A 24,623-nucleotide genomic window follows, 5' to 3' on the forward strand; every position below is an offset into this window, starting at 1 on the left:
GGGGACAGCCTGGCTAGTACGCCTCGTTCCGGTTCAGCGGCCCGGTGACCCGCTTCGTGCGAGGAGGCGGCTCGTCATAGGTCCGCAGCCTTCCTGAGGGCGTGGCCCCGTGCGGTGACGGGGCCTTCTTCAAGGGCGCGTTCATCATCACGATGAGGGCCAGGGACATGAAGACCACCAGGCCGAACACCATGCTCAGGACGGCCAACAGCCCGACCTCCGCGCCCACGCGCTGATGCCGGTGGGGGTTGTCCGGAAGGTAGTGGACTTCAATGGGATCGCCCTCGGAGGAGGGCTGTGACAGGAGCCCGCGCCGGTGCTCCTTGTACTCGCCGCGGACTTCCGAGCCGTCCGGCAGGTGGAAGACGTACTCCACGATGCGGTACTTCCCGGTCATCCAGCTCGTGCGGACGCGGACCACCTCTCCCCGGGCGTGCAGCCCCTGCTCTCGCAACGCCAGGGTGAGCTGATGCTGGAGCAGCAGCCGCACCATCGTCACCAGGGGCGCTCCGATGAGGAACACCACGAGCAGGACCGCGTTCATGGGCATGGCCACCTCAGGATGACGGGGGAGGGGGCTCGGGAGCAACCGGCGCCGCCCTCCCCAGGAGCGCCACGCCTCCGATGAGGGTGAGGAACACCAGCACGACGCTGAGGAAGAGCGCGAGCCCCAGCGACGTCACCCCATGGCCCTCCGGAAAGCTGCGGCGCGGGTCGGTCCTGCCGTATTGCACCTGGATGCGGTCTCCGGGGCGCAGCCGCTTCCACAGCTCCTTGGAGATGTTCCTCCGGTGCTCCTGGCGCTCACCGCCCTGGGGCGTGAACGCATAGACGAGGACGAAGTCGCTGTCGTCGGAGGCCGCCAGGAACTCCTTCTTCACCACCGTGCCTTCCGCGTGCAGCCCCTCGCGCAGGATGCCCAGGTCCCGCCGGTACGACCCCCAGGTCAGCACCAGCATGGACACGCCCAGCACCACGAACGTCGCACCCAGGATCCGCGCCGCGAAGAGAGCCACGCCGTGCCTCCTGCCCGCCCTTTAAGCGGGCACCCGGCGACGCGAAACGGCAATGCCCTCCACGCCCCGCCGTAGAGCCAGCGCGCGGGCCCCTCCCTGGCGTCGCGTCCGCCGAACCGCCATGCTCCCGCGCGTCCTGTCCGGAGGTACGCACCGTGTCCCTGTTCGATGCCGTCGCCGCGGGTGACCGCGCCGCCCTGAGCGCCCAGCTCGACGCGGGCGCGGACCCCAACCCCTTCGACGCCGAGGGCCGTACGCCGCTGATGATGGCCGCGCGCTCGGGCCAGGATGACCTGGTGCAGACGCTCCTGGAGGCCGGCGCGGACCCCACGCTGCCGGACGCCGTGGGGGAGACGGCCTTCGTCGCCGCCGCCGCCTATGGCCACCTCCGGGTCTGCGCGCTGCTGTTCCCGCACGCCTCCTCCGACGAGAAGGACATGGCGCGCACGCTGCTCAAGCAGCAGGGCGTCGAGGAGATTCCCGCTCGCCCCTCGCGCCCGTCCGAGGTCCCGCCCGGCGGCTTCCGCCGCAAGCTCGCCTCCGCGGGCGCCTACGTCGCGGGCAAGCTGGGCGACGACGGCGCCACGAAGCGCCTGGAGCGCGTGCTGCGCTCGGAGGGCCACGCAACGAAGGAGCCGTCCAAGGGCCGCAAGTAGTCTCCGAAGCCCGGAAAGGCGAAGGGCCCGGCCGCTCCCGTTTCGGGGAGCCACCGGGCCCTCGTCACATCAGTGGCCGGGAACCGCTACTCCGGCTTGGCGCTCACCACGGGGCTGGGGCTCACGGTGCCGCCCTTGTTGCTGACCTCCATGGAGTCCGCGACCAGCTCGGTGATGTCCTTGATTTGGATCTGCTCACGGCCGGTGTCGTTCTTCGCGTCGTTGAGCATCGTGGAGCAGAACGGGCAGGCCACCGCGACGATGCCCTTGCCGCCCGGCTCCTTGTAGTCGCCCACCATGCCCGGCTTCTTCTTGTCCGCGGCGTCGGGGTAGGGCGTGTTCGGGTCCTCCGCGTGCTTGAGCGTGAGGGCCGCCTCGTTCATGCGGTTGTGGTTGATGCGCGTGCCGATGTGCTCTTCCATCCACATCCGGCCGCCACCGGCGCCGCAGCAGAAGCCCTCGCGCTGGCTGCGCTGCATCTCCACCACTTCCAGGCCCGGGATGCTCTTGAGCACTTCACGGGGCGCGTCGTACACGCCGTTGTGCCGGCCCAGGTAGCAGGGGTCGTGGTAGGTCAGCTTCGTTCCGGCGTTCATCACCGAGGACAGCTTGATGCGCTTGTCCTTGAGCAGCTCGTTGATGAGCTGCGTGTGGTTGATGACGCGGTACTCGCCGCCGAACTCCGGGTACTCGTTCTTGATGGTGTTGAAGCAGTGCGGGCACTGCGTGATGACCGCCTTCACGCCCATCGCGTTCCAGGACTCGACGTTCGTCTTGGCCAGCGTCTGGTACAGGTACTCGTTGCCCATGCGGCGCGCGGAGTCGCCGTTGCACATCTCCTGCTTGGACAGCGTCGCGAAGGACACGCCCGCCTCGCGCATGATCTTCACCAGCGCGCGGCTCACCTTCTTCTGCTTGTCGTCGTAGCTGCCCGCGCAGCCCACGAAGAAGAGGTACTCGTACTCGCCGCCGTCGCCCCAGGTGGGCAGCGCCAGGTCCTCCGCCCACTCGTCGCGCCGGTCCTGGCCCAGGCCCCAGGGGTTGCCCTGGCGCTCCATGCCCTCGAACACGCGCTGGATCTCCGGCGGGAACTCCGCCTTCACCTGCACCTGGTAGCGGCGCATGTCGATGAGGCGCGGGACGTTCTCGATGAACACCGGGCAGGCCTGCTCGCACCAGCCGCAGCTCGTGCACGCCCACACCGTCTCCGCCTTCAGCGCGCTGCCGACAATCTCAGGCAGGGGCTCCTTCACGCCGTTGGGGCCGTAGCCCTCCTCCACCCAGCGCTCGTTGTCCCAGAGCCAGTGCTTCAGGTCCTGGTTCACGGCCTTGTGCGTGAGCGGCTTGCCCGTGATGTACGTGGGGCAGTGCGTCTGGCACCGGCCGCACTCCGTACACGAGTACAGGTCCAGGCCGTTCTTCCAGGTGAGGTCCTTCACCGTGGCGGTGCCGAACTCCTCCTTCTCCAGGTTGGGCGTGGGCAGCTTGCCGGTGGAGTGCGTGCGCTGGAAGAAGACGTTGGGCAGGCCCGTGATGATGTGGAAGTGCTTGCCCAGCGGCAGGAAGTTCAGGAACGCCAGGATGATGGTCAGGTGGATGAAGAAGCCGCCCACGCCCAGCACGTGAGCGGTCGTGTGGCCCAGGGGCATCATCGCCAGGCCCATCAGGCTGGTGACGGGCTCCCACCACACCATCGCGGCCGGCGCCGCCGGCACCTGCGTGGCGCCCATGGGCACCTGCTGCGCGGCGGCGTGCGCGGCCACCATGTGGCTGCCGCCGAACATGAACTCGGTGATCATCAGGCCCGCGATGAAGCCCAGGATGAGGTAGGCCTCCCAGGACTGGGACATGCGGTCCGGCTTCACCTTCCAGCGCGTCCACACGAAGTACGCCACGCCCGCGAGCGCCAGCGCCGCCACGATGTCCTTCACCAGCAGGTAGACCTTGTAGAGGCCCAAGAGCGGCGGCGCCACGTCCCACGCCGGGTGGGACAGGTCGGTGAGCACGTCCAGCGCGGTGGACGAGAAGCCCATCACGAACAGCATCACGGTGCGCACCGCCAGCACCATGAACGCCGCGTAGATGAAGATGTGGAACAGGCCCGGCGTGAACTCCTCCGGATCCACCATGCGCTTCTGGCCCAACCCGAAGCGCACCAGCTGCGCCACGCGGTAGGGGATGTGGTCCAGCCGGTTCTCCTTCTTCATCGCGAGCAGCACGCCCACGCGGCCGGACATCGTGATGACGAAGATAGAGACTGCGCCTGCCAGCAGCAGGCCGGTGATGATGGGGTTCATGGAACCTCGGGACCCTCTGGGCCGCACGGCGGCAACGCCGGTTGCTGCGACGCGGCAATTCTGGAGTGATTTTCAACCCTAGCAGGGGTGATTCGCGAATCAAGCACCGTGCGGGGGCCGTGTCCCGCAGCGTTCCCTCCACCGCTTCCAGACCGCCCTCCAGGGTGGTGCCTACCCACCCTCCGCCCGGACCTGCCGCGCGCGAAATCACTACGCCTGGCGTGCCGGAAGGCAGGCGGCCGGGCGTGGTCCGGCGGGCGATCCCAGAACTTTGCTGTCCCGAGGGCTTTACAAAATCGGGGCATGCTCCCAACATGTTCGTAAATCGGTCAAGAAGTGCTTGTAAAGGGACCCGCATGGGGCGGGCCCGGTGACCGACGCAGGGCGTCCAAGGGGACGCGAGCCGTCACAGGCCGTACACCCCGTGAATGGAGCGCCGAGGAGCCGGACATGAGCCACGACGAGAGCACGTACCTGGACGAGGGGTTGGACGACCTGGAGCTGTCCGCGACGGGTGACCACGGCCGTTCGGTTCCGCTGGACTCCACGGATGACCGGCGCTGGGGCCATCTGGATGAAGAGGCCTGGGGCGGCTGGCACGTGGCGGAGTGACGCCCTGCCCCCGCGGCCCGTGGCCTGCGCGGGGGCCTTCGTTGTCGAACCTGTCGGACTGTCGGACAGGTTCGCGGGACTGGCACTCCCGGACGCTGATGCAGTGCGCTGGACGCCGTGACGCTCCCCGCCCAAGGCCGGGTCGAGCCCCGCGGCGGGGTCCCCGGAATGACCGGTGCCGGACCATCAAAAAGTAAATCCGTAAAGCGCTGAACGAAGCTGCCGGAATCCGCGTGTCTGTGGGTGACGCAGGGCGTCCCGAGGTGCGCCGGGTGGGTGAGCGCCGGTGCTCCGGAGGCCAGGGGTTGGTCGGGCCGGACACGTTGCTTTCACGACCGGAAACCCGACATCCTCCGGGTACAGCGACAGGACTTCCGGGCGGACGCGGGCCCGTGCAGGGGCGTCCGGGGCCAGGAGGCCGTCGCGACGGCAATCGCGAAGAGCGGGATGGGGCCCACCCACCATGCGGGAGTGCGGATGAAGCAGACGGCCTGGGCAGTGGAGCGCGACGGGGAGGGCGGCCGAGAAGTGCTGCTGCTGGTGACCCTGGAGGCCGAAGCGGAGACGCCTCGGGCCCCGGTGGCGGTGAACCTGGTCATCGACCGCAGCGCGTCCATGCGGGGCGCGCCGCTGGCGGCGGCGGTGGAGGCGGCGCGCGCGCTGGTGGAGCGGGCGGGGCCCAGGGACTACGTGGGCCTGCTCACCTTCGACGCGGACGCGGAGCAGGTGCTGCCCGTGCGCGCCATGGAGCCGGGCGCGAAGTCGGCCTTCCTGAAGACGCTGTCCCGCCTGGACTCCGGTGAAGGCACCGCGCTGCACGAGGCCGTGGAGAACGGCGCGGAGGCCGTGCGGCGCGTGCTGGTGCCGGGCGCCCGGCCGCAGCTGCTCATGCTCACGGACGGCGAGCCCTCCGTGGGGCCCACCGCGCTGGGCGAGTTCAAGGTGCTGGGCCAGCGGGTGCATGACTCCGGCGTGGCGCTGCACGCGCTGGGGCTGGGCAAGCACTACCTGCCAGAGATCCTGGAGGCCCTCACCGGCCCGTCCGGCACGGGCTTCACGCACGTGGACGACGCGGAGGGCCTGCCGCTGGCGGTGGGCGCGCTGGGCGCGGAGCTGTTCGGCGAGGTGGTGGCGGACGCGCGCGTGTACGTGCTGCCCACGGGCTTCGCGGACCTGCGCTGCCGTCACCGCTACCCGTCGCGCGTGGAGGGGGACGCGATGAGCGCCGCGCTGGGGGCGGTGTCGCACGCGTTCCCGCGCCGCGTCCTCTTCGCGGGCGGGCTGGAGAAGGGTGACTGGAACCTCACCGTCACCGCTTCGTACACGGAGCACGGCGACACCCGGCGGCTGTCCGTGCCGGTGACGCGCCTGTTGCCGGAGAGCGACGAGGGCCGCTTCGTGCGCGCGGTGTCCGCGGAGCTGGAGCTGGTCTCCTGCGAGGCCGCCGCCTGGAAGGCGCTCTCCCGCCGTCAGCAGGACGCGGCCGAGCGGGCGCTCGAGGGCGCGGACAAGGGGCTCTACAAGCTGGCCCGCCTGGGCTCCGCGGAGGTCCCCGCGCAGCGGCACGTGGACCGGCTGGCGGACCTGCGCCGCGCGGTGGAGCGCCGGGCGGCCCAGCCGTCCGCCCTGGGAGTGCGCCGGGCGCAGTCGGAGGTGTCGCGCATCACCATGAGCCGCATCGGGCCGGCGCTCCCGGCCGCGGTGAATGTGGGTCCGCCTCCGAGGCCGGCCCTGCCCGCGAAGGCAAACGGTGGTGCGCCCCCGGCGGGCACGCTGGACGGCGCGGCGCTGCTGCCCTGGAAGACGGGCAACACCGAGCCGTAACCGCCCGGAGTCCTTGAGCGTACAGGGAAGGCGCGGAGGCCCGGGTGGCCCCTGACGCCGGGCGTGCGGGCATGCGGAATGCCCGGCTGCCCGGAAGGTTGAGTGCATCCTGTGGGGACGCATCCCAGGTAGCACGGCGTTTCCAGGTGGATTAACGGGAGTCGAATGACGCATCCGTGGAGCAAGAGGTCTGGAAGCCGGCTCGGTGGGCTGGGCGTGGTGGGCGCGTTGCTGTTGGCGACGTGGGCCCAGGCCTCGCTGCCGCCGACCGCCGTGGGCAGCACCGCGCCGGACGAGGGCGACCCTCGCCTGGAGGGTGCGCTGCTCCTGGACGCCACGCAGGTGAAGGCGGGCGGCGACTTCCGCGTGGGCGTGCGCCTCAAGATGGACCCGGAGTGGCACGTCTACTGGAAGAACCCGGGCGACTCCGGCCTGGCCACGGATGTGTCGTGGGACATCCCGGGCGTCACGGTGGGCGAGCTGCGCTGGCCCTTCCCCAGCACGTTCCGCACGCCGGACGGCTTCATCACCACGCACGGCTACCACGACGAGGTGCTGCTGTTCGCGCCCGCGCATGTGGCGCAGAACGCCTCGGGCACGCTGAACGTGTCGGCGGCGGTGGACGCGCTCGCGTGCAAGGTGCACTGCATCCCCGCGCAGTTGGTGCTGACGCGCACGGTGCCGGTGGGGCCGGAGACGGTGTTGGACCCGGAGTTCGCGCCGCGGTTCGACGCCGCGCAGGCCCAGGTGCCGGCGCCGGTGGAGGCGCAAGGCGCGCCGCGCGTGGCCCTGGCGCTGGACGGCACGACGCTGACGGCGGGCAAGCCGTTCACCGGCAAGCTCACGGTGACGGCGGCGGACGGCAAGCCGTTCGCGGGTGACGTGGAGGGTGACTTCTTCGTGCCCGGCCGCATCCTGGGCGTGGACACCGTGAAGCTGAAGCAGACGGCGCCGGGGACGTTCGCGCTGGAGGGCCAGGCGTCGTCGGTGGTGCCGAAGGGGGAGCCCCGGCTCACGGGCGCGCTGCGCCTGGGCACGAAGGCCACGGGCTTCACGGCGGTGGACGTGGACACGGCGCTCGCGCCGATGGTGGCGGCGGCCGGCGCGGCGGCGGGCCCCGCGCCCCTGAAGGTCCCGTCGGTGAAGGACGCGGTGGGCAAGGTGCAGCCCGCGGTGGCCGCGGCGCCGGCGGCGGCGGGCGAGTCACCGCTGGGGCTGGGCGTCGCGCTGCTGTTCGCGTTCCTGGGCGGCGCGCTGCTCAACCTGATGCCGTGCGTGTTCCCGGTGCTGGCGCTCAAGGCGTACGGCTTCACGCGGATGGTGCAGGAGGAGAGGGGCAAGGTGGCGCCGCACGCGGCGGCGTACGCGGGCGGCATCCTGGCGACGATGCTGCTGCTCGCGGGCGCGGTGCTGGCGGTGCGCGCGGGCGGAGCCAGCGTGGGCTGGGGCTTCCAGTTCCAGGAGCCGCTGTTCGTCGCGGGCGTGAGCGCGGTGCTGGTGGCGTTCGCGCTCAACCTCTTCGGCGTCTACACGCTGGGCGCGGACGGAACGGCGCTGGCGGGCAAGGTGGACCAGAGCCACGGCCTGATGCGCAGCGCGGGAGAGGGTGTGCTCGCGGTGGTGCTGGCGACGCCGTGTTCGGCGCCGCTGTTGGGCACGGCGGTGGGCTTCGCGTTCGCTGCGGGCCCGGCCACGGTGGTGGCGGTGTTCATGGCGCTGGGGTTGGGGCTGGCGCTGCCCTTCTGCCTGCTGGTGCTGGTGCCGGGGCTGGCGAAGCGGCTGCCCAAGCCGGGCATGTGGATGGAGCGCGGCAAGCAGTTCCTGGGCTTCGCGCTGTTGGGCACGACGGTGTGGCTGGTGTGGGTGATGGGCGGGCTGGCCGGCGTGGACGGCATGGCGCGGCTCTTGGCGTTCCTCATCGCGGTGGGCCTGGTCACGTGGCTGTACGGCCAGTCGCAGGGCCTGGAGGGCGGGCGCCGGGGCGTGACGGTGGCGCTGGCGGCGCTGGTGCTGGTGGGCGCGGGCGTGGTGGCGCTGCGCTTCGAGGAGGCGCAGGCGTCGCTGGAGACGCGCGGCGCGGCGGTGGCGTCGCACGGTGGCGCGCAGGCGTGGGACGAGGCGGCGGTGACGGCGGCGCTGGCGGCGGGGCAGCCGGTGTTCGTGGACTTCACGGCGGACTGGTGCCTCACGTGCAAGTTCAACGAGCGCACCGTGCTGTCGCGCGACGACGTGCGGCAGGCGTTCCTGAAGCACAACGTGGCGTTCTTCGTGGCGGACTGGACGCGGCGGGACGCGCGCATCACCACGAAGCTGGCGGAGCACGGCCGCGCGGGCGTGCCCATGTACCTGGTGCTGAGCCCGGGCGCGCCGGACAAGCCGGAGGTGCTCAACGAGCTGCTCACCGCGGACAGCGTCATCCAGGCGGTGCAGCGCGCGGCGGAGTGTGGGTCGCCGCTGAAGGGTGGCTCGGTGGTGTGTGCCCGGCCTTGAGCCGGGTGTGAAGTGGCGGCAGGGCTGTTCGTTGCGCGGCGTTCAACTCATTGGAGGTTCCGTCATGAAGCAGGTCTTCAAGGCACTCGCTCTCACCGCGGCTTTCGTGTCCGCTCCCGTCTTCGCGGCGGACACCGCGGAGGTGGGCAAGCCCGCTCCGGCGTTCACGCTGAAGGACGAGGCGGGCAAGGCCCACTCGCTGTCCGAGTACAAGGGCAAGGTGGTGGTGCTCGAGTGGACGAACCCGGAGTGCCCGTTCGTGAAGCGGCACTACGAGGCCAAGACGATGCAGAACACGCAGAAGGGCTTCGACGCGAAGAAGGTGGTGTGGCTGACGGTGGACTCGTCCTCCACGCACACCGCGAAGAGCGCCGCGGACTGGAAGAAGAAGGAGGGCTTCAGCCAGCCGGTGCTGCTGGACACGGACGGCACGGTGGGCAGGAGCTACGCGGCGAAGACGACGCCGCACATGTACGTCATCGACGGTGAGGGCGTGGTCCGCTACGCGGGCGCCATCGACAACGACCCGCGCGGCAAGGAAGCCACCAAGATGAACTACGTGCAGACGGCGGTGGACGCGCTCCTCAACGGCAAGCAGGTGGCGACCCCCACCTCCGAGCCGTACGGCTGCTCCGTGAAGTACAAGAGCTGAGCGACTGTCCGTCGTGAGGTTCGAAGGCCCGTGTCCCTGCGAAGGGACGCGGGTTTTTTCATTCCGCGTCGCGGTGGGCGTAGTCCGGGCCCAGGCCTTCGATTCGGTAGGTGTTGCCGGGGTAGGTGCGGTTGAGCGTCGTCTCCAGGGTCGACGGGTAGCGCTCCAGGGAGACGTGGCGTTTGACGCGCTTGCGCAGCTTGAGGGCGCCTCGGACCAGGCCGCCCACCCAGGCGGGTGGGGAGTCGAACTGGATGGCGGGCAGCAGGCGCGGTGGCACCAGGCTGAGGCTGATCGGGGCCACCAGCGGACGCAGCGGGCGAGGCACCCAGCCGGCGAGGATGTCCACGGTGGACTGGGCCACGCGGTGGCTGGCCTCGTTGGGGACGAACTCTCGCGCCTCGTAGTCGCGGATGAAGGCGTCGTAGGCGGGCTTGTCCTCGGGGATGTCCTTCAGGCCCATGCGGCGGCCGATTTCGCACCAGTAATGGAACCAGGCCTCCTGCTCGTGCCGGGTGAAGGGACGCCAGCCGAACTCCTGCATCCACTGGATGGGGAAGTCGATGAACGTCCACAGCACGAAGAGGAAGTCCTCGTTCGGGATGCGGAAGAAGGAATGGATGTGGTTCATCTGCTCCAGCGAGCGGTGCCCATCCGCTCCATCCCAGCCGCACTCCATGAACCGCGCGATGAGCAGCCGCGTGTCGTCGTAGCGCTTCTGGCCTCGCTTGTTGAACTCCCCCGTGCGGTCCAGGAGGCGTGAGACGGAGCGGCTGCCGTAGGTGTGGAAGAGGGCGATCTCCGTGGACCGCACGATGTCGAAGGGGAATTCGTAGTTGGTCAGCAGGTGCACGATGCGCTGGCAGTCGCGCCGTGCGTCCAGGGAGGCGATCTCCTGGCTCACTTCGGGCAGACGCGCTCGCCAGAACGGCTTCCGGTAGACGGGGCCGGGCACGCGAGCGGCGGAGGGCTTTCCCGCGCCGCTGAAGGGACAGCTGGAGGGGACAGCGTCGGCCGGGTGGGTCATGGCGGGACGGCTCCGGGAAGCAAGGCGACTGGCAATGCTAGCTCGCTTCGTGACGGCACGCTGTGCCCCCGCCGGCCCGTGTGTCGCATGCGGTGGCCTTGTCGGGGGATGGGACGCGCCGGACCTTGTCCTGGAGGGCAGGACATCCAGACAGGAGACGCGACCATGGCCAGCAACAAGGGGCCGCCGGTGAAGGGGCCCGAGCGCACGGATACCCACAGCGCGGAGGAACTGGAGCGTGAAGCCAGGCACCAGCGCCCGGGCACCGAACGCGGCGACGTGACGGACGAGGACGTGGGCGAGGACCGCATCCTCCAGAAAGGCATTGGCGGCTACGGCGCGCAGAAGGGCACGGAGCCCGCGAGGGAAGCGCCGCCGCTCAGCGACGACGGCGACCGGTAGCGTTGCCCTCGCGCGGGGGCGCCGGGGAGCCGAGCCGCGGAAACCTGTCCGACAGTCGGACAGGTTTTGAGACCACGCCGGGCGGGGGCTCACCGCCTGGCAGTCCGAGGGGCTTAGAGTGCCGACATGGCCTCCGCCCGCCTCGTGCGTTCCTGCTGCGTCCTGGTGCTGTTGTTCTTCGCGATGCCAGGGGTGGCGCAGGAGACGCCTGCTCCAGACGCAAAGGCATGGCTCGCGCAGCACAACGCGGAAGCGGTGCGCGTGAACCAGACCGCGATGGGCATCCTGTTCGGCTGGGCAGTGCTGAACATCGGCACGGGCGTCGCCGGGCACTTCGCGAGCGAGGGCGAGACGCGGGCCTTCTTCCAGGCGAACGCGGCCTGGAACGTGGTGAACCTGGTCATCGCGGGGCTCGGCTATCACGGACAGGCGACAGCGGATCCGGCCTCCTGGGACCTGGCGCGCAGCCTGTCTGAAGGGCAGCGGATGGAGAAGGTGCTGCTCCTCAACGCGGGCCTGGACGTGGGCTACATCGCCTTCGGCGGTTTCCTGTGGGAGCGCGGGATGCGCAAGGACTCGGAGCGCCTGCGAGGCTGGGGCAAGAGCGTGCTCATGCAGGGCGCGTTCCTGTTGGTGTTCGACGGCGTGCTGACGTTCCTCAACGCGAAGCTGAACGGACAGCTCACGGCGCGCCTGGTGCCCGCGCCGGACGGGGTGGGCTTGATGCTGACGTGGCCGTGAGCTGCCCCGTTGAGCTCAGGCCGCCACGGGTTCGCGGCGGTGGCGGGCCCGGGCGGAGACGTCCTTGCGGCGGCCCTTGCGCAGCACGTCCAGGTGCACCTCTTCCTCGGCGGCGAGCGCCATCAGCCGCTGCAGGTCGTCCACGCTGTTGACCGGCCGGCTGTTGATGCCGAGCAGCAGGTCGTCCGGCTGGAGACCGGCGTCGTCCGCGGGCGTTCCCTCCTGCACCTTCAGCACGCGCACGGCTCGCGGCTGGCCGGTGTCCTTCGCGAGCGCGGGCTCCAGGTTCACCGCCGTGGCGGCGATGCCCAGGAACTTCCGGTCCACCCGGCCGCGCTGGATGAGCAGGCTCGCGACCCAGGCCGCAGTGGTGGCGCTCACCGCGAAACCAATCCCCTGCGCGAACGGCAGCACCAGCGTGTTGAGCCCCACCACGCGCCCTCGCGTGTCGAGCAACGGCCCGCCGGAGTTGCCCGGGTTGATGGCCGCGTCCGTCTGGAGCATCCCCTCCAGGATGACGCCGTCTGGCAGCGTGATGCTGCGGTTGATGGCGCTCACCACGCCCAGCGACACCGACTGCTCCAGGCGGAAGGGATTGCCAATGGCCATCACCAGCTGCCCCACCCGCACCGTCTCCGGATCCGCGAGCGGCAGCGTGGGGAAGTCATCGCCTTCCGCGCGCACCACCGCGAGGTCCGTGGGGGCATCCGCGCCCACCAGCGTGGCCCGGCGCTCCTCGCCGTTGTGGAGCTGCACGGTGAGGCGCTTGGGCGTGCGCATCACCACGTGCCGGTTGGTGAGCACGTAGCCGTCCGGTGTGAGGAACAGGCCGGTGCCGTGGCCGCGCGCGTGCTCCACACCCACCACGGCAGGAGCCGCGCCGGCCACGAGCCCTTCCAGGTCATCCGAGAGTTGCTGCAACAGTTTCATCGCCGGCTCCTTTCAAGAACGCTTGCCCACGGTGATGGGCACCTCGCGCAGCTCGCCCGCGCGCAACACCTTCGCCTGGATGGACGCGCCCACCTTCTCGTCGCCCAGGTAGCCCAGCAGGTCCTCCACGCCGTGCAGTGACTGGCCGCCCAGGCTCACCAGCACGTCGCCCATCAGCAGCCCGGCCTTCTGTGCGGGCCCCTCTGGATCCACGGAGAGCAGGATGAGGCCCGCCTTCGTGCCTTCGATTTCACGCGGCAGGCGCACCGGGTAGGCGCCCACGCCCAGGTATCCGCGGCGGATGCCGCCGTGCTCGCGCAGCGAGTTCGCCACGCGCGTCAGCGTGCCGCCGGGAATCACGACCGCGGCGGTGCGGGAGAAGGCCGCCGTGGGGATGCCCAGGAAGCGGCCCTGCGCGTCCACCAGCGCGCCGCCGGAGAAGCCCGGAGGCAGGTCCGCGTCGGTCTCCAGGTAGCGGTCCACCTGCCCGCCCGCGTGCGTGCGCCAGTCGCCGCCGAACGCGCTGACGATGCCCAGCGTGGCCCGCGCCGTGCGCCCCGGCCGGCCGAGGGCCAGGACGATGTTGCCCACCTTCACGTCATCGAGCGGCGCGGGCGCGAGCGCGGTGAGCCCGCTGGCGTCAGCCTTGAGGAGCGCGAGGTCGGTGCTCGGGTCGCGGCCGACGAGCTCGGCGGACACCGAGCGGCCGTCCGCGAGGCCCACCTGGATGGAACCCTCGTGTTCGACCGCGTGGCTGGTGGTGAGGATGTGACCGTCGGCATCCCAGATGACGCCGCTGGCGCCCCGGCGACGGCGGGCCTCGACGCGGACGAGGGAGGGAGCGATGCGCTCGACGACGGTGGAGATGGACTGCGAGAGGGACTGGAGGGCGTCGGTGGACATGGCGTGTTCCTTTCGAGCCTGAAACTAAAGGGCTCGAAATCGCGCCACATCGGCGGACCGGGCAGGACGGGGACCTACCCGTTCAGGCAGGACGCCTCTCCTTCCGGGCAGGGTGCTTCAGCTCACCTTGCGGAAGCGCTCGTAGCGCTCTTCCAGGTAGAGCTTCTTGGGACGCAGTTCCTTCGCGCGCGGCAGTTGGAGCGTCTTGCCCACGAAGCCCTTCAGCGCGTGCTCCAGCGTGGGGCCGTCCCGGGTGGCAAGCAGGCTGGGTGCCAGCTCGATGATGCCGTCAGGACGGATGCCCATCAGGTTCGTGTCGAAGGCGCCGTGGTGGAGCCGGCACAGCGCCAGCCCGTTGGGGACTTCCGCGTGGCCGCGTTCGTCGCGGTCCGGGAGGATGTGGGCGCCGTCCAGCAGCTCCTTGCGAGGAAATGCGCAGACCGCGCAGCGGTGTTCGTAGGCGTTCAGGACATGCTGACGGAAGGCCGCCTGATGCAGCCGCTTCTTGGCCTGCACTGTCGTGTATCGCCGCTCCAGGGACAGCAGCTTCGCGTCCGCCACGAAGCGCTGCTTCACCGTCTCGGGCTCGGACACCGTGACGTGGAAGGAGTGCGAGGCGAGGTCCACGTCGGAGATGTAGACGGGCCACAAGGGCCGATAGAAGCCGGGCTCGATGCCGTAGAAGTAGATGAGGGGCGCGTCCAGTTGCTGCGCGCGCACGAGCCGGCGGTTGTCTCGCGCCTCCACGTCCGTGCCCTGGAACTTGTAGAGGAAGGCTCCGTCCGAGGCGATGTTGTCATCGTCGTATCGGGCGACGCGGGTTCCTCGTGGCACGGTGGTCTTGATGGACAGCGCGGTCTCCTGCATCTGCCGGGGCCAGAAGATGCCGCGCGTCCGGTTGGCGAACAGGTGCTGCTCGCCGTGGAGTTGGAAGCCCTCCGCGATGCGCTCCCACGACAGCACTTCACCGTGCCGCTCCACCAGCGCCTGCAAGGCATTGAAGGCCGCCAGTCGGATGGCCTGGTCGTTGTCGGAGGGCGTGGGCACGGGTCCACGACCAGGTTACCAGGCTCAGCCGCGTTCGAGCAGGGCTCCACCCGGACCGAAGCCCAGGGACAGGCACAGCACGTGGCGTCCCTTCACCTGGGGGGCCCGCCGCGCGGATTCGGCCGCCAGCTCCGCGTCGTTGAGCACGAGCACCGGGCCTCCCGTGTCCGGCAGGCCCGCGTGGGCGAGGATGTCCGGGACCAGCGAGGCCGTGCCCTCGAAGCCGTAGGTGCAGCCTCCGGGCATCAGGGCCTCATCCAGTGGACACGGCAATGCCAGACACAGCGCGTCCGGAGGTTCGCGGCTGTCCTCCGCGAGGAACGTCCGCAGCGCTCCCGAGATGAACGCCACCGTGTCCCGGATGTGATGGCCGTCCGCGGGACGCGGCTGCCCGATGAACAGCGGGGGCAGGGTGGTGAGGTTCCGCTCCACGACGCGCGTGGCTCCAGCACGCGCGAGCTTGATGCTCGTCTGGCCCACGTCCACGCAGAGCGGACTTCGCGCGCCCGTTGCTTCCAGCATGCGCAGCCCCGCGCGCACGGGAGCGAAGCGCGGTGACAGCGCGATGTGCACCGGGCGGCGCAGCGACGCTGTTGCCTCTCGCAACGCTGCGGGAAAGCCGTCCAGCTCCGCCAGTCCTCCACTCAGGTACGCCGCATCCGGCGCATGCTTCTTCACCAGCAGCGCGAGCGCCTCCGCCAGCGGAAGCATCATGCGGGCCGCGAGCGTGGCTCCGGGAACTCCCGCGCGCCGGTCGTCCTCCACCCACGGGGAGCCCAACAGCTCCCACAGCTCACGGCCGAACACGGGCAGGTTCCACACCTCCAGCGGTGTGATCCCCTCAGGGCGATGCCGGCGAGGTTTCCACCTGGAGGCGCTCATGCCACGAGCCCGGCGATGCGTTCCGCGGCGGTCCTCGCGCCATCGTGCGCGCGGTAGGATCGGGCGATCTCCGCCACGCGGTCGCGCATCGGTGTCTTCGGTGCCAGCAATTGTGCGATGGCTTCGCGGCACGACTCCACCGTGAGGGTCCTCGGGTCCCTCGCGAGCCCTGCTCCGGCCTTCTCCAGGAAGTGCGCCTGCACGGGCTGGTCGTTGCACACCGGCAGCAGCAGCATCGGCACTCCCGCCGTCATCGCCTCCGTCACGGAGTTGGCCCCTCCGTGGGAGATGAACGCCGCCGCGCGCTCCAGCACCTGCCGCTGCGGCGTGTAGCGCACCGCCACCACGTCACCGGGCAGCGTGCTCGGGAAGTCCGTGTCCGCAAGCTCGCCCGCGCACAACACCAGCGTCACGCCGAAGGGCTTCGCGGCCTCCGCGATGAGGCGGAACAGCCCCGGCTGATACGAAATCTGACTGCCGAAGGACACGTACAGCACCGGCTTGTCGCCCAGCCGCTCCCAGGGGAAGGGCTCCTCGTCACCCCGGGCCTCCGGCGGAATGGAGGGCCCCACCAGCAGCGTGTCCGGGGGCACTCCCGCGTCCGGGCCCAGGAAGGCCTCGGTGGCGAAGATGACGTTGAGCCGGGGCGACAGGCACTCACAGGTGCGGAAGCGCGCGTCGAAGCCGTGACGGCGGAACAGGGCCTGACGGTCGTCCTTCAGCGCCCGCACGTTGCGCAGCAGGGGAATCTCCGGCCGCGGCTTTAGCAGCGTCAGCGCGGAGGACACACCCGCCCAGGGAATGCCTTCCGCGTGCGCCGCGAGCACCGCCGCGTACTGCATCCCGTCCAGCGCCATCACGTCGGGACGGAAGGCGCGCACCACTTCGCGCACGGGCTCCAGCATCGTGGGGACCGAATCCAGCAACAGGCCCCGGATCCACTTCCCCAGCGCCACGTCATCGAGCACCAGCTTCGCCAGCGCTTCGCCTCCTGTCTCGATGCCCGGTGGCGCGGCTTCGACGTGCGGCAGGCGCAGCACCTCCACGCCCAGGGACTCGAGCTGTGGCGCGGGTTCGGGGATGCACAGCCAGCCGACGGTGTGCCCCAGGCGGCGCAGCCATTGGGCCACGCCGACCATCGGGTTGAGGTGGCCCTTCTCGGGAGACGTGGCGATGAGGACTCGGGACATTCAGGGGGGCGCCTTGGTGTGGGCCTGGAGCATGGCCAGGGACATGAGGCGCATCAACAACCGATCCATCGGTCCGGCCTGCGCGTCGTCGGGCGGCAGGCGGAAGTAGCGCTCCATCAATCCCAGCACGCCTTGCGTGTTGACGACCTGGAGGGAGTCCAGCCGCGAAGGGGAGAGCCAGGCGCGATACAGCTCCAGCCAGCGCGACCGCACCGGGCTGGAGAGGGCGGTGTGTCCATACCGGGGCGTCTTGCGCGCGAGGCGGACCTCGTCCGGCACCAGCGACCGCACCGCGTGCCGGAACAGCCACTTGCCGAACCCGTCCCGCAGCAGCACGGACTCTGGCAGGGCCAGCGCCACCCGCGCGAAGCCTTCATCCAGGTACGGCGTGCGGACCGTGAGCCCATGGGCCCGGGCGCCTCGCAGCTCGGGCGGGAGGATGAGCTCGGTCAGCACCCACTTCGCGTACCGCAGCTCCTCGGAGGGGAGCGCCTCCTCCTGAGACAGCTCCCACGGCGCGGGCAGCGAGGCGAGCACGGTCCCCAGGTTGTCCACAGGGGGGCCGTGCGAGGCGTGATCGCTGTTCCTGTGCCCGGAAACAGTCCTCAAGTTGTCCACAGGTGTGGAGTCTTCACGGCGTCCCACGGATTGATCGCGACCGCCGTTTCCAGAGGGGGCATGCCCGGCGGCTGGCTTTGATTCCTGATCGCCGTGCGGAGCCCCGTCCAGAGCGCTCCCCGAGTTGTCCACAGCCCCCCGTGCCGCTCCGGGGGCCTCTTCATGATCGCGCGAGCCGGCTCGGAGCGGCGCCCGCAAGTTGTCCACAGCCGCCATGGCTTCGAGTCTCAGGGCCCGCACGGCCAACGCGCGGTCCTCGTCCACGCGGGCCTTGGCGGAGGCGAGCGCGCCCGGGGTGCCCTGGAGCACCTCGTCCGCCCCCGCGCCGCTCAGGAGGACGGGGCCCGCGCCCTGCCGCCGGGCCTCCAGATAGAACACGTAGCTGGCCACGGCCCGGGCGTTGAGGATGACCGTCTGGTTGGCGAGGACCGCGTGCTCGAACAGATCCGGGAGCACGGAGTCCGGGATGTGCACGTCCACCAGCTCCGCGCCCGTCACCTGCGCCATCCGCCGCGCGTTGCTCCGCTCCCCCGCGTCCGCGAAGTGCACGTCCATCGTCCACGCGCGCGCCTCCCCCGGTGCGTGCCGCGCGGCCATCGCGCACAGGGCCGCGCTGTCCACCCCGCCGCTCAGGCTCACCTCGTGCGTGCCTGCTTCCACATGCGCCCGCACGGTGTCGGACCAGACGGCCAGCAGCCGCGCCGCGAGCCCTTCCTCATCCTGTGCCTCCACCTCCCGGGTGACTCGCGGCAGCGTCACGCCGAGGGGCTCCGCGTCCGGCCGCAGGTCCGCGTTGGATGCGCGGGCATGGGACAGCAGGTCGCTCACCGCCCGAGGAGTCAGGCCACGCGCGGGAGACGCCTTGGGAGGTCGGGTCGGCATGCGGTCCGCATCATAGGGAGTTGGGAGTCGCCAGCGGAAAGTCAGGGAGGGTGAGATAACCCTCCTGGACCACGCGAACAGGGAAGGGCGGGACATGCGGGACGATGCGGTGGACGTCGTGTTGCGAGAGCGCTTCGGGCTGGAGTCCTTCCGGCCCGGACAGCGCGAGGTGCTCACGAAGCTGCTCGCGCCCCACGGCTCCGCGCTCGCGGTGTTCCCCACGGGCGGCGGCAAGTCGCTGTGCTACCAGTTGCCCGCGCTGCTGCTCGAAGGGCTCACGGTGGTGGTGTCACCGCTCATCGCGTTGATGAAGGATCAGATCGACGCGCTGGAGCGGAAGGGAATCCGCGCCGCGCGGTTGGACTCCTCGCTGTCGCTGGAGGAGTCGCGCGAAGTGACGGAGTCCCTGCGCGACGGGACGCTGAAGCTCCTCTACGTGGCCCCCGAGCGCTTCAACAACGAGCGCTTCATGGGGCTCTTGAGCGAGCTCCCCATCTCCCTCTTCGCGGTGGACGAAGCGCACTGCGTCTCCGAGTGGGGCCACAACTTCCGGCCGGACTACCTCAAGCTCGCGCAGGCGGCCCGCACGCTCCAGGCCGAGCGCATCCTGGCTCTCACCGCCACGGCCACGCCGCAGGTGGTGCACGACATCTGCCAGGGCTTCGGCATCCCGGAGTCGCACGCGGTCGTCACCGGCTTCTACCGGAACAACCTCGCGCTGGAGACCACGCCCACGGGCCCGGAGGCGCGCGACGCCCTGCTGGTGGAGCGGCTCAAGTCGCGCCCGCCCGGCACCACCATCGTCTACGTCACGCTGCAGAAGACCGCGGAGCGCGTGGCGGCGCTCTTGAGCGCGGAGGGCCTGCCCGCGAGCGCCTATCACGCCGGCCTGGAAGCCGAGGAGCGCGAGCGGGTGCAGGATGCGTGGACGCACTCCGCGAAGGGCATCGTCGTGGCGACCATCGCGTTCGGGATGGGCATCGACAAGGCGGACGTGCGCGCCGTGTATCACTACAACCTGCCCAAGGGCCTGGAGAGCTACAGCCAGGAGATCGGCCGCGCGGGCCGTGACGGAAGACCGTCCGTCGTGGAGCTGCTCGCGTGCCCGGACGACGTGCCCACGCTGGAGAACTTCGCGCTCGGAGACACGCCGCTGCCGGAGGCGCTGACGGCGCTGGTGAAGGAGCTGTTGTCCTCGGGGCCGGAGCTGCACCTGGACATGTACGCGCTGGGCAACCGCCACGACCTGCGGCCCCTGGTGCTGCGCACGGCGCTGACGTACCTGGAGCTGGAGGGCGTGCTGCGCCAGGGCACGCCGTTCTACGCGGGCTACAAGGTGCAGCCGGCGGGCTCGTTGGACGCGCTCGTGGGCAGGTTCCAAGGGGAGCGTGCGCGCTTCGTGAAGGACCTGTTCGCGCACGCGAAGAAGGGACGCACCTGGTACACGTTCGACCCCGCCGAGATCGCGAAGGCGTTGGACCAGCCGCGAGAGCGGGTGGTGAAGGCGCTCGACTACTTCCAGGAGCAGGGCTACGCGGAGGTGCAGGTGGCGGAGCCGCGTCAGCGCTACACGCGGCTGCGCGAGCGCGAGGACGCGAAGGCGCTCGTGGCCCTGTTGCAGGAGCGCTTCCAGAAGCGGGAGGTCCAGGAGGTGTCGCGCGTGCGCGACGTGCTCCGGCTGGTCACGCATGACGGCTGCCAGAGCAACGCGCTGGTGGCCCACTTCGGCGAGCAGCGCGAAGCCCCGTGCGGACACTGCACCTTCTGCCGCACGGGCGTGGCGCGCGTGCTGCCGCCGCCGCATCCACGGCCGGACCTGCGCGAACAGCTGGACGTGGCCACGTTCCAGTCGCTCGTCGCGAAGCACCCGGAAGCGCTGGGCCACCCCAGGCAGGCGGCCCGGTTCCTCTGTGGCCTGAGCAGTCCCGCGCTCTCCAAGGCGAAGCTCACCGGGCACAAGCTCTTCGGCGTCCTGGCCGAATATCCATTCGCCCAGGTGCTGGGGTTCTGTGACGCGCGCTAACCGATCGCGGCCCGCAGGCTCGGTGAGAAGGGGGGAAGGACGGCCTGGGCCTTGAGCGCCTGCCGCTCTCCGCCTGCTCCTTCCTGGAGCGCTCGGCGGAAGGGGGCAAAGGTGAGCGCCCAGAAGCGCAGCTCGCGCCCGAACTCCGAATCGAGTCGCGCCGCCTTTTGTTCATCGACCCCGAGCGTGGTCGCGAGGCCTTTCAGGACGTCGGCTTCCGGGAGCCCGCTGAAGGTGGAGGCCACGGTGTCCGAGGATTCATGGAGGAGCGCCCTCGCGGTGAACGACTCCAGCTCCGTCGCGTCCGGGAGCGGGGACTTGAGGCACGCCTTCGCGTTGACGAGGCCCGCACCCCACGCGAGCTGGCTCTGGGGCCAGCTGTCACAGGTGGCGCGGAGCACATGGCGGAAGACCTGCGCGAGCGTTGGTCCTCCCTGGTACTTCGCGAGCAGGTTGTCCCGGCCATGGTGCGCCAGCCAGAGCGCGGCGATCCCCGCGACGGTCGCGGTCGCATAGGAAGTGCCGCTGCTCTGCCCGACCTTGTCGGCGGGCTGCGCCACCCAGACGTTCTCGCCCGGGCCGGTGGCGTCCACAGCCTTGCCCCAGGCGGAGAAGGCCCAGGGCTGCGAGCTCGCGTTGCACGCGGCCATCGCGACGACCTCGTCATACGCGCCCGGCCAGACGACGATGGGGCCCGTGTAGTTGCCCGCGGCGGCGATGACGATGATGTTCTCAGCCACCGCCTGCTGGATGATCCGGTGCAGCCCCGCGTTGGGCAGCCACCCGAGGCTGATGCTGATGACATGGACCCGCCGCTGGATGGCGAACCCGATGGAATCACGCAGCCGGTCGACGCCCACGTTGAACAGCACGGGCGAGGGGACGAAGAGCGTGGGCTTCGCGACACGCAGCGGGACGACCTCGGCCTTCGGTGCGACTCCATCCACGAACAGCTTCGGTCCGTCCACGCTCGGGCCGTTGTACGGGCTCGCCATGACGCTCGCGGTGCCCAGGCCGTGGCCGCCGCCGGGATTCTCCGTCGTGGGGTCATCGTCGATGAAGTCCCAGCCAAGCCTTGGCGTGAAGTTCGGTCCCAGCTCGGGGTGGGGCAGGTAGCCGCTGTCCGGATGACCGATGAGGATGCCCTCGCCCTGGCTGGCGCCGCCGGCCAACTGCCACGCTTCATCCGCCTTCACGAAGCGCGGGCTCCAGTCGCAATCGCTGTCGTTGAACGTCTCAGGTCCAGACTCCGCCTGCTGCGCCTTGAGGCGCGTGGGCGCCGTGTCCGTGGCCTCGCTCTGTTCCGCGTAGACCGCCTCGAAGGCCGGATCCGCATCCTCCACGCTCGGGTCCGCCTGGAGGCGGCGGGCCAGCTCCCACGCCTGTGCCGGTTCGATGGTGCCGGGAGGCAGGAGGTCGAACGAGCGCCCGGTGGGTTCGAACGGCACCGGGCGGATGATCCACGGCTCCGCTCCGACGAGCGCGGCCACGGTCTTCTCCAGGGAGGTCCGGTCGAAGCCCTCACGGAGGAGCACGTCGAGGGTGCGGAGCTTCGAGGACTCGAATTGCTCGGGCGGCGCCATGGTAGCGCACCTGTATCCCTGGGCCTTCGTGGCGGGATACGGGCCCCCGGGGCGGTGGGTGTGTCGGTTAGACTCCCGCGCCGTGCGCTACGAGCTTCACGACAGCCGCGTCCTCACCTGGTCCCTGGAGACGCACGTCACCACGCACTGCAACCTTCGCTGTGCGCAGTGTTGCCCGCTGTCGCCGCACCTGCCCGCGTGGGCCGTGTCCCCCCAGGCGCTGGCCGAGGACCTGCGCCGGCTCTCGCGCGTGCTCAAGCCCAACGTCTTCAAGCTCACCGGCGGTGAGCCCTTCCTCCATCCGGACCTGCCCGCCGTGCTGGACGGGGTGCGCGCCTCCGGGCTCACCGAGCAGGTGTCCGTCACCACCAACGGCTTCCTCGCCCAGAGCGCCCCCGACGCCGTGTACGAACGGCTCGACCGGATGACGCTGTCGTTCTACACGTCCGCGCCCCTGCCCGAACGCTCCATCGCCCGCATCACCGAGCGCTGCGACCGGCACGGCGTCCACCTCACGGTGAAGGCCATCGACCGCTTCCAGCGCATCACCCCGGACGCGCCCCTCACGTCCGACGCGGAGATACAGGACGTCTTCGACACGTGCTGGCTCAAGCAGCGCTGCCACCTGGTCCACCAGGGCCGCTTCTACACCTGCACCCGGCCTCCCCACGTCGCCACCGTCTTCGCCGCGGAGCATCCGCACCTGCCCGCGCTCCTCGAACACGACGGCGTGCCGCTCGAAGACCCGGACCTGCTCACGCGCCTGCTGGGCTACCTGGAGCGGGACACGCCGCTCGCCACCTGCCGCCATTGCCTGGGCTCCAGCGGCCCCTGGGAACCCCACGCGCAGCTGCCGCGCGCTCGCGCCGCTCCCTGATCAGGGCGCCGGAGCTGCCACGTCCGCCGACGGCGCGGGCAGCGGCAGCTCCACCGTGAAGAGGGAGCCCTGGCCCAGGCGGCTCTCCACGCGCACCTTGCCACCCATGGCCTCCACCAGCGTGCGGGTGATGTAGAGGCCCAGGCCCAGGCCGCCGTAGTGGCGGTCACTCACCGCCCGCTCGAAGCGGCCGAAGAGGCGCGGCAGGGACTCTTCCGAGATGCCGATGCCCTGGTCCCGCACCGTCAGCGCCGCCTTTCCGTCGCGCGTCTCCAGCCGGACCTGGATGGGCCGCCCCTGGCCGTACTTGATGGCGTTGTCCACCAGGTTCACCACCACCTGCTCCAGGCGCGGCCGGTCCCACACGCCCATCATCGTGGCGTCCGCGCACTCCAGCTGGAGCACGGAGCCGGAGCGCGCGGCGGGGCCCTCGTAGGCGGTCACCACGTCGCGCACCAGCTCCGCCAGGTCCATGGGCACGCACTCCAGCGACAGCCGTCCCGCCGCGATGCGCGACACGTCCAGCAGGTCGTTCACCAGCTCCGCCAGCTTCTTCAGCTGCCGCGTGCCCACGTCCAGGTAGCGCTCCACCAGCTCGCGCGGCACGGGGCCCGGGTGGCGCTCCATGTCGCGCCGCAGCGCCTGGAGCTTGAGGTTGAGCGGCGTGAGCGGCGTCTTCATCTCGTGGCTCGCGATGGACAGGAACTCGTCGCGCAGGCGCACCGCTTCGCGCGCCTCGCGGTACAGCCTCGCGTTCTCCATGGAGAGCGCGGCGCGGTTGGCCAGCTCCTGGAGGAAGGGCAGATCCGCGGAGGTGTAGCGTCTCCCGGAGCGGTGCGTGGTGACGAAGCTGAGCAACCCCAGCGAACGCTCACCGGCCACCAGCGGCACCACCACCAGCGAGCGGACGCGCAGCTCTTTCAACAGCGCGATGCGCTGCGGGTCATCCGTGAACAGCGGGAGGACGTCGTCGGTGAAGTCCTCGATGAACAAGGGCTGCCCGTAGTGACGCGGCTCGGTGCCGGCCAGCTTGGGGAGGCCCGACACGTACGTCGTGCGGGACCGCAGCGGCTCCGCGAGCGACTCCGGCTCCGTGGCCGCGTGCTCCACCTCCATGCGCTGGAACGTGCCGTCCTCCAGTGCGCTGTCGATGAGGCACCAGTCCGCCAGCGTGGGGACCGCCAGGCGCACCACGTTGCGCAGCGTGGCCTTGTCGTCCAGCGACGTGGCCAGGAAGGAGCTGGCCCCCGCCAGCAGCCGCAGGTGCTCCTCGTTGTGCGACAGCTCGCGCGCCAGCCGCTCCGCCCGGGAGCGGGCGCGCACCACGTCCGTCACGTCGAAGCCGAAGCCCGCGATGCCGTCCACCTGCCCGTGCGTGTCGTGCGTGGGCGTGTACGTGACGTCGAAGATGAACTCCCGGAGGGTGCCATCCAGCTGGGGCAGCTTGAGGGACACCTCCCGGCCCACGAAGGGCTCTCCCGTCGCGTAGACGTGGTCGAGGATGCGTGCCACGCGTTCGGCCTCCTCCTTCGGTCCCACGTCGCGCGCGGGCAGGCCCAGCAGATGAGGAGGGTTGCCCAGCATCGCGGAGTTGAGGGGGTTGGACAGCTCGAAGACGTGCTGGGGCCCGCGGAAGATGACCAGGTGCGCGGGCGCGTGCATGAACAGCTCATGCAGGCGCGCGCGTTCGTACTCGGCGGCGGCGCGGGAGGCGCGCTCGCGCTCCAGCAGGTCCGCGCGCTCCGCGTTGGCCCGGCGCAGGCGCACGTTGAGCAACGTCACGAACAGCGACAGGGCGAAGAAGAAGACCAGCGCGATGAGGTTGCCGGGGTGGGTGACCCAGTCTCCTAGCGGTGACAGGAAGAAGTAGTCCACCGTCACCAGCGAGAGCGCCGTCGCCACCAGCCCCGGCCCCCAGCCTCCCCGCCAGCCCGCGAACGCGACGGCGGCGAAGAAGGCCAGGAACGGGGC

General features: G+C 70.5%; 21 protein-coding genes. 9 read left to right on the forward strand and 12 right to left on the reverse strand.

Annotation, left to right across the window (positions count from 1 at the left end; all coding sequences use genetic code 11):
* Positions 1-13 precede the first annotated feature (13 nt).
* A complete protein-coding gene (locus D7W82_RS16365) occupies positions 14-544 on the reverse strand; it encodes a DUF3592 domain-containing protein (RefSeq protein ID WP_158617676.1) in 531 nt (176 codons plus the stop codon).
* A gap of 13 nt (positions 545-557) precedes the next feature.
* On the reverse strand, positions 558-1,016 hold the full coding sequence (locus D7W82_RS16370) for a DUF3592 domain-containing protein (RefSeq protein WP_120619248.1): 459 nt from the start codon (positions 1,014-1,016) through the stop codon (positions 558-560).
* Between the two features lie 155 nt (positions 1,017-1,171).
* Here D7W82_RS16370 and D7W82_RS16375 point away from each other — a divergent pair, with 155 nt between their 5' ends.
* Positions 1,172-1,672, forward strand: a complete 501-nt coding sequence (locus D7W82_RS16375; protein ID WP_120619249.1) for an ankyrin repeat domain-containing protein — start codon at positions 1,172-1,174, stop codon at positions 1,670-1,672.
* An 86-nt stretch (positions 1,673-1,758) separates the two neighbouring features.
* Here D7W82_RS16375 and D7W82_RS16380 read toward each other — a convergent pair whose 3' ends face one another.
* A complete protein-coding gene (locus tag D7W82_RS16380; protein WP_120619250.1) occupies positions 1,759-3,969 on the reverse strand; it encodes a (Fe-S)-binding protein in 2,211 nt (736 codons plus the stop codon).
* A 450-nt stretch (positions 3,970-4,419) separates the two neighbouring features.
* Between D7W82_RS16380 and D7W82_RS40540 the strand changes: the two genes are divergently transcribed.
* The 4 genes from D7W82_RS40540 to D7W82_RS16395 all read left to right on the forward strand — a co-directional run bounded on the left by D7W82_RS40540 (position 4,420) and on the right by D7W82_RS16395 (position 9,547).
* Positions 4,420-4,581, forward strand: a complete 162-nt coding sequence (locus D7W82_RS40540) for a hypothetical protein (RefSeq protein WP_158617677.1) — start codon at positions 4,420-4,422, stop codon at positions 4,579-4,581.
* Positions 4,582-5,058: 477 nt separating this feature from the next.
* On the forward strand, positions 5,059-6,405 hold the full coding sequence (locus D7W82_RS16385) for a VWA domain-containing protein (RefSeq protein ID WP_120619266.1): 1,347 nt from the start codon (positions 5,059-5,061) through the stop codon (positions 6,403-6,405).
* Between the two features lie 165 nt (positions 6,406-6,570).
* The gene (locus tag D7W82_RS16390; RefSeq protein ID WP_120619251.1) at positions 6,571-8,895 is read left to right on the forward strand and encodes a protein-disulfide reductase DsbD; all 2,325 of its coding nucleotides are present in this window, start codon (positions 6,571-6,573) and stop codon (positions 8,893-8,895) included.
* A gap of 64 nt (positions 8,896-8,959) precedes the next feature.
* On the forward strand, positions 8,960-9,547 hold the full coding sequence (locus D7W82_RS16395; RefSeq protein ID WP_120619252.1) for a redoxin domain-containing protein: 588 nt from the start codon (positions 8,960-8,962) through the stop codon (positions 9,545-9,547).
* Positions 9,548-9,605: 58 nt separating this feature from the next.
* Here the strand turns inward: D7W82_RS16395 and D7W82_RS16400 are convergent, their stop codons facing one another.
* The gene (locus D7W82_RS16400) at positions 9,606-10,574 is read right to left on the reverse strand and encodes an oxygenase MpaB family protein (RefSeq protein WP_120619253.1); all 969 of its coding nucleotides are present in this window, start codon (positions 10,572-10,574) and stop codon (positions 9,606-9,608) included.
* Positions 10,575-10,739: 165 nt separating this feature from the next.
* On the opposite strand from D7W82_RS16400, the gene D7W82_RS16405 reads away from it, so the two are divergent.
* Together D7W82_RS16405 and D7W82_RS16410 are read left to right on the forward strand one after the other, a co-directional pair.
* Positions 10,740-10,976, forward strand: a complete 237-nt coding sequence (locus D7W82_RS16405) for a hypothetical protein (RefSeq protein WP_120558114.1) — start codon at positions 10,740-10,742, stop codon at positions 10,974-10,976.
* 126 nt (positions 10,977-11,102) lie between these two features.
* Positions 11,103-11,717 (forward strand): hypothetical protein, encoded by a 615-nt coding sequence (locus D7W82_RS16410; protein WP_120619254.1) that lies wholly within the window; start codon positions 11,103-11,105, stop codon positions 11,715-11,717.
* Positions 11,718-11,732: 15 nt separating this feature from the next.
* On the opposite strand, the gene D7W82_RS16415 is transcribed toward D7W82_RS16410, so the two are convergent.
* From D7W82_RS16415 to D7W82_RS16440, 6 genes are all read right to left on the reverse strand, one after another.
* Positions 11,733-12,647, reverse strand: coding sequence for a S1C family serine protease (locus D7W82_RS16415; protein ID WP_120619255.1), 915 nt, complete (start codon positions 12,645-12,647; stop codon positions 11,733-11,735).
* A gap of 12 nt (positions 12,648-12,659) precedes the next feature.
* Entirely contained in the window at positions 12,660-13,550 is an 891-nt protein-coding gene (locus D7W82_RS16420; RefSeq protein WP_120619256.1) for a S1C family serine protease, read from the reverse strand.
* A gap of 117 nt (positions 13,551-13,667) precedes the next feature.
* Positions 13,668-14,597 carry an HNH endonuclease gene (locus D7W82_RS16425; RefSeq protein WP_120619257.1) on the reverse strand — a complete coding sequence of 310 codons (930 nt, stop codon included), beginning with the start codon at positions 14,595-14,597 and terminating at the stop codon, positions 13,668-13,670.
* A gap of 24 nt (positions 14,598-14,621) precedes the next feature.
* Positions 14,622-15,404, reverse strand: a complete 783-nt coding sequence (locus D7W82_RS16430) for an ROK family protein (RefSeq protein ID WP_233587649.1) — start codon at positions 15,402-15,404, stop codon at positions 14,622-14,624.
* A gap of 71 nt (positions 15,405-15,475) precedes the next feature.
* Complete coding sequence (locus tag D7W82_RS16435; RefSeq protein ID WP_120619259.1) at positions 15,476-16,669, reverse strand: nucleotide disphospho-sugar-binding domain-containing protein; 1,194 nt, start codon at positions 16,667-16,669, stop codon at positions 15,476-15,478.
* On the reverse strand, positions 16,670-18,169 hold the full coding sequence (locus D7W82_RS16440) for an asparagine synthase C-terminal domain-containing protein (RefSeq protein ID WP_158617678.1): 1,500 nt from the start codon (positions 18,167-18,169) through the stop codon (positions 16,670-16,672).
* Between the two features lie 94 nt (positions 18,170-18,263).
* Between D7W82_RS16440 and D7W82_RS16445 the strand changes: the two genes are divergently transcribed.
* Positions 18,264-20,192: an ATP-dependent DNA helicase RecQ gene (locus tag D7W82_RS16445; RefSeq protein ID WP_120619261.1), complete on the forward strand. Its 1,929-nt coding sequence runs from the start codon at positions 18,264-18,266 to the stop codon at positions 20,190-20,192.
* On the opposite strand, the gene D7W82_RS16450 is transcribed toward D7W82_RS16445, so the two are convergent.
* Positions 20,189-21,775: a S8 family serine peptidase gene (locus D7W82_RS16450; protein ID WP_120619262.1), complete on the reverse strand. Its 1,587-nt coding sequence runs from the start codon at positions 21,773-21,775 to the stop codon at positions 20,189-20,191. The genes D7W82_RS16445 and D7W82_RS16450 overlap by 4 nt on opposite strands.
* Positions 21,776-21,857: 82 nt before the next feature.
* Here D7W82_RS16450 and D7W82_RS16455 point away from each other — a divergent pair, with 82 nt between their 5' ends.
* Positions 21,858-22,652 carry a radical SAM protein gene (locus tag D7W82_RS16455; RefSeq protein ID WP_120619263.1) on the forward strand — a complete coding sequence of 265 codons (795 nt, stop codon included), beginning with the start codon at positions 21,858-21,860 and terminating at the stop codon, positions 22,650-22,652.
* Here the strand turns inward: D7W82_RS16455 and D7W82_RS16460 are convergent.
* On the reverse strand, positions 22,653-24,623 hold a 1,971-nt coding region (locus tag D7W82_RS16460; RefSeq protein ID WP_120619264.1), incomplete at its 5' end, for an ATP-binding protein. It lies immediately after the preceding gene.

It is taken from the genome of Corallococcus sp. CA049B (genome assembly GCF_003611685.1).
Taxonomy (GTDB): domain Bacteria; phylum Myxococcota; class Myxococcia; order Myxococcales; family Myxococcaceae; genus Corallococcus; species Corallococcus coralloides.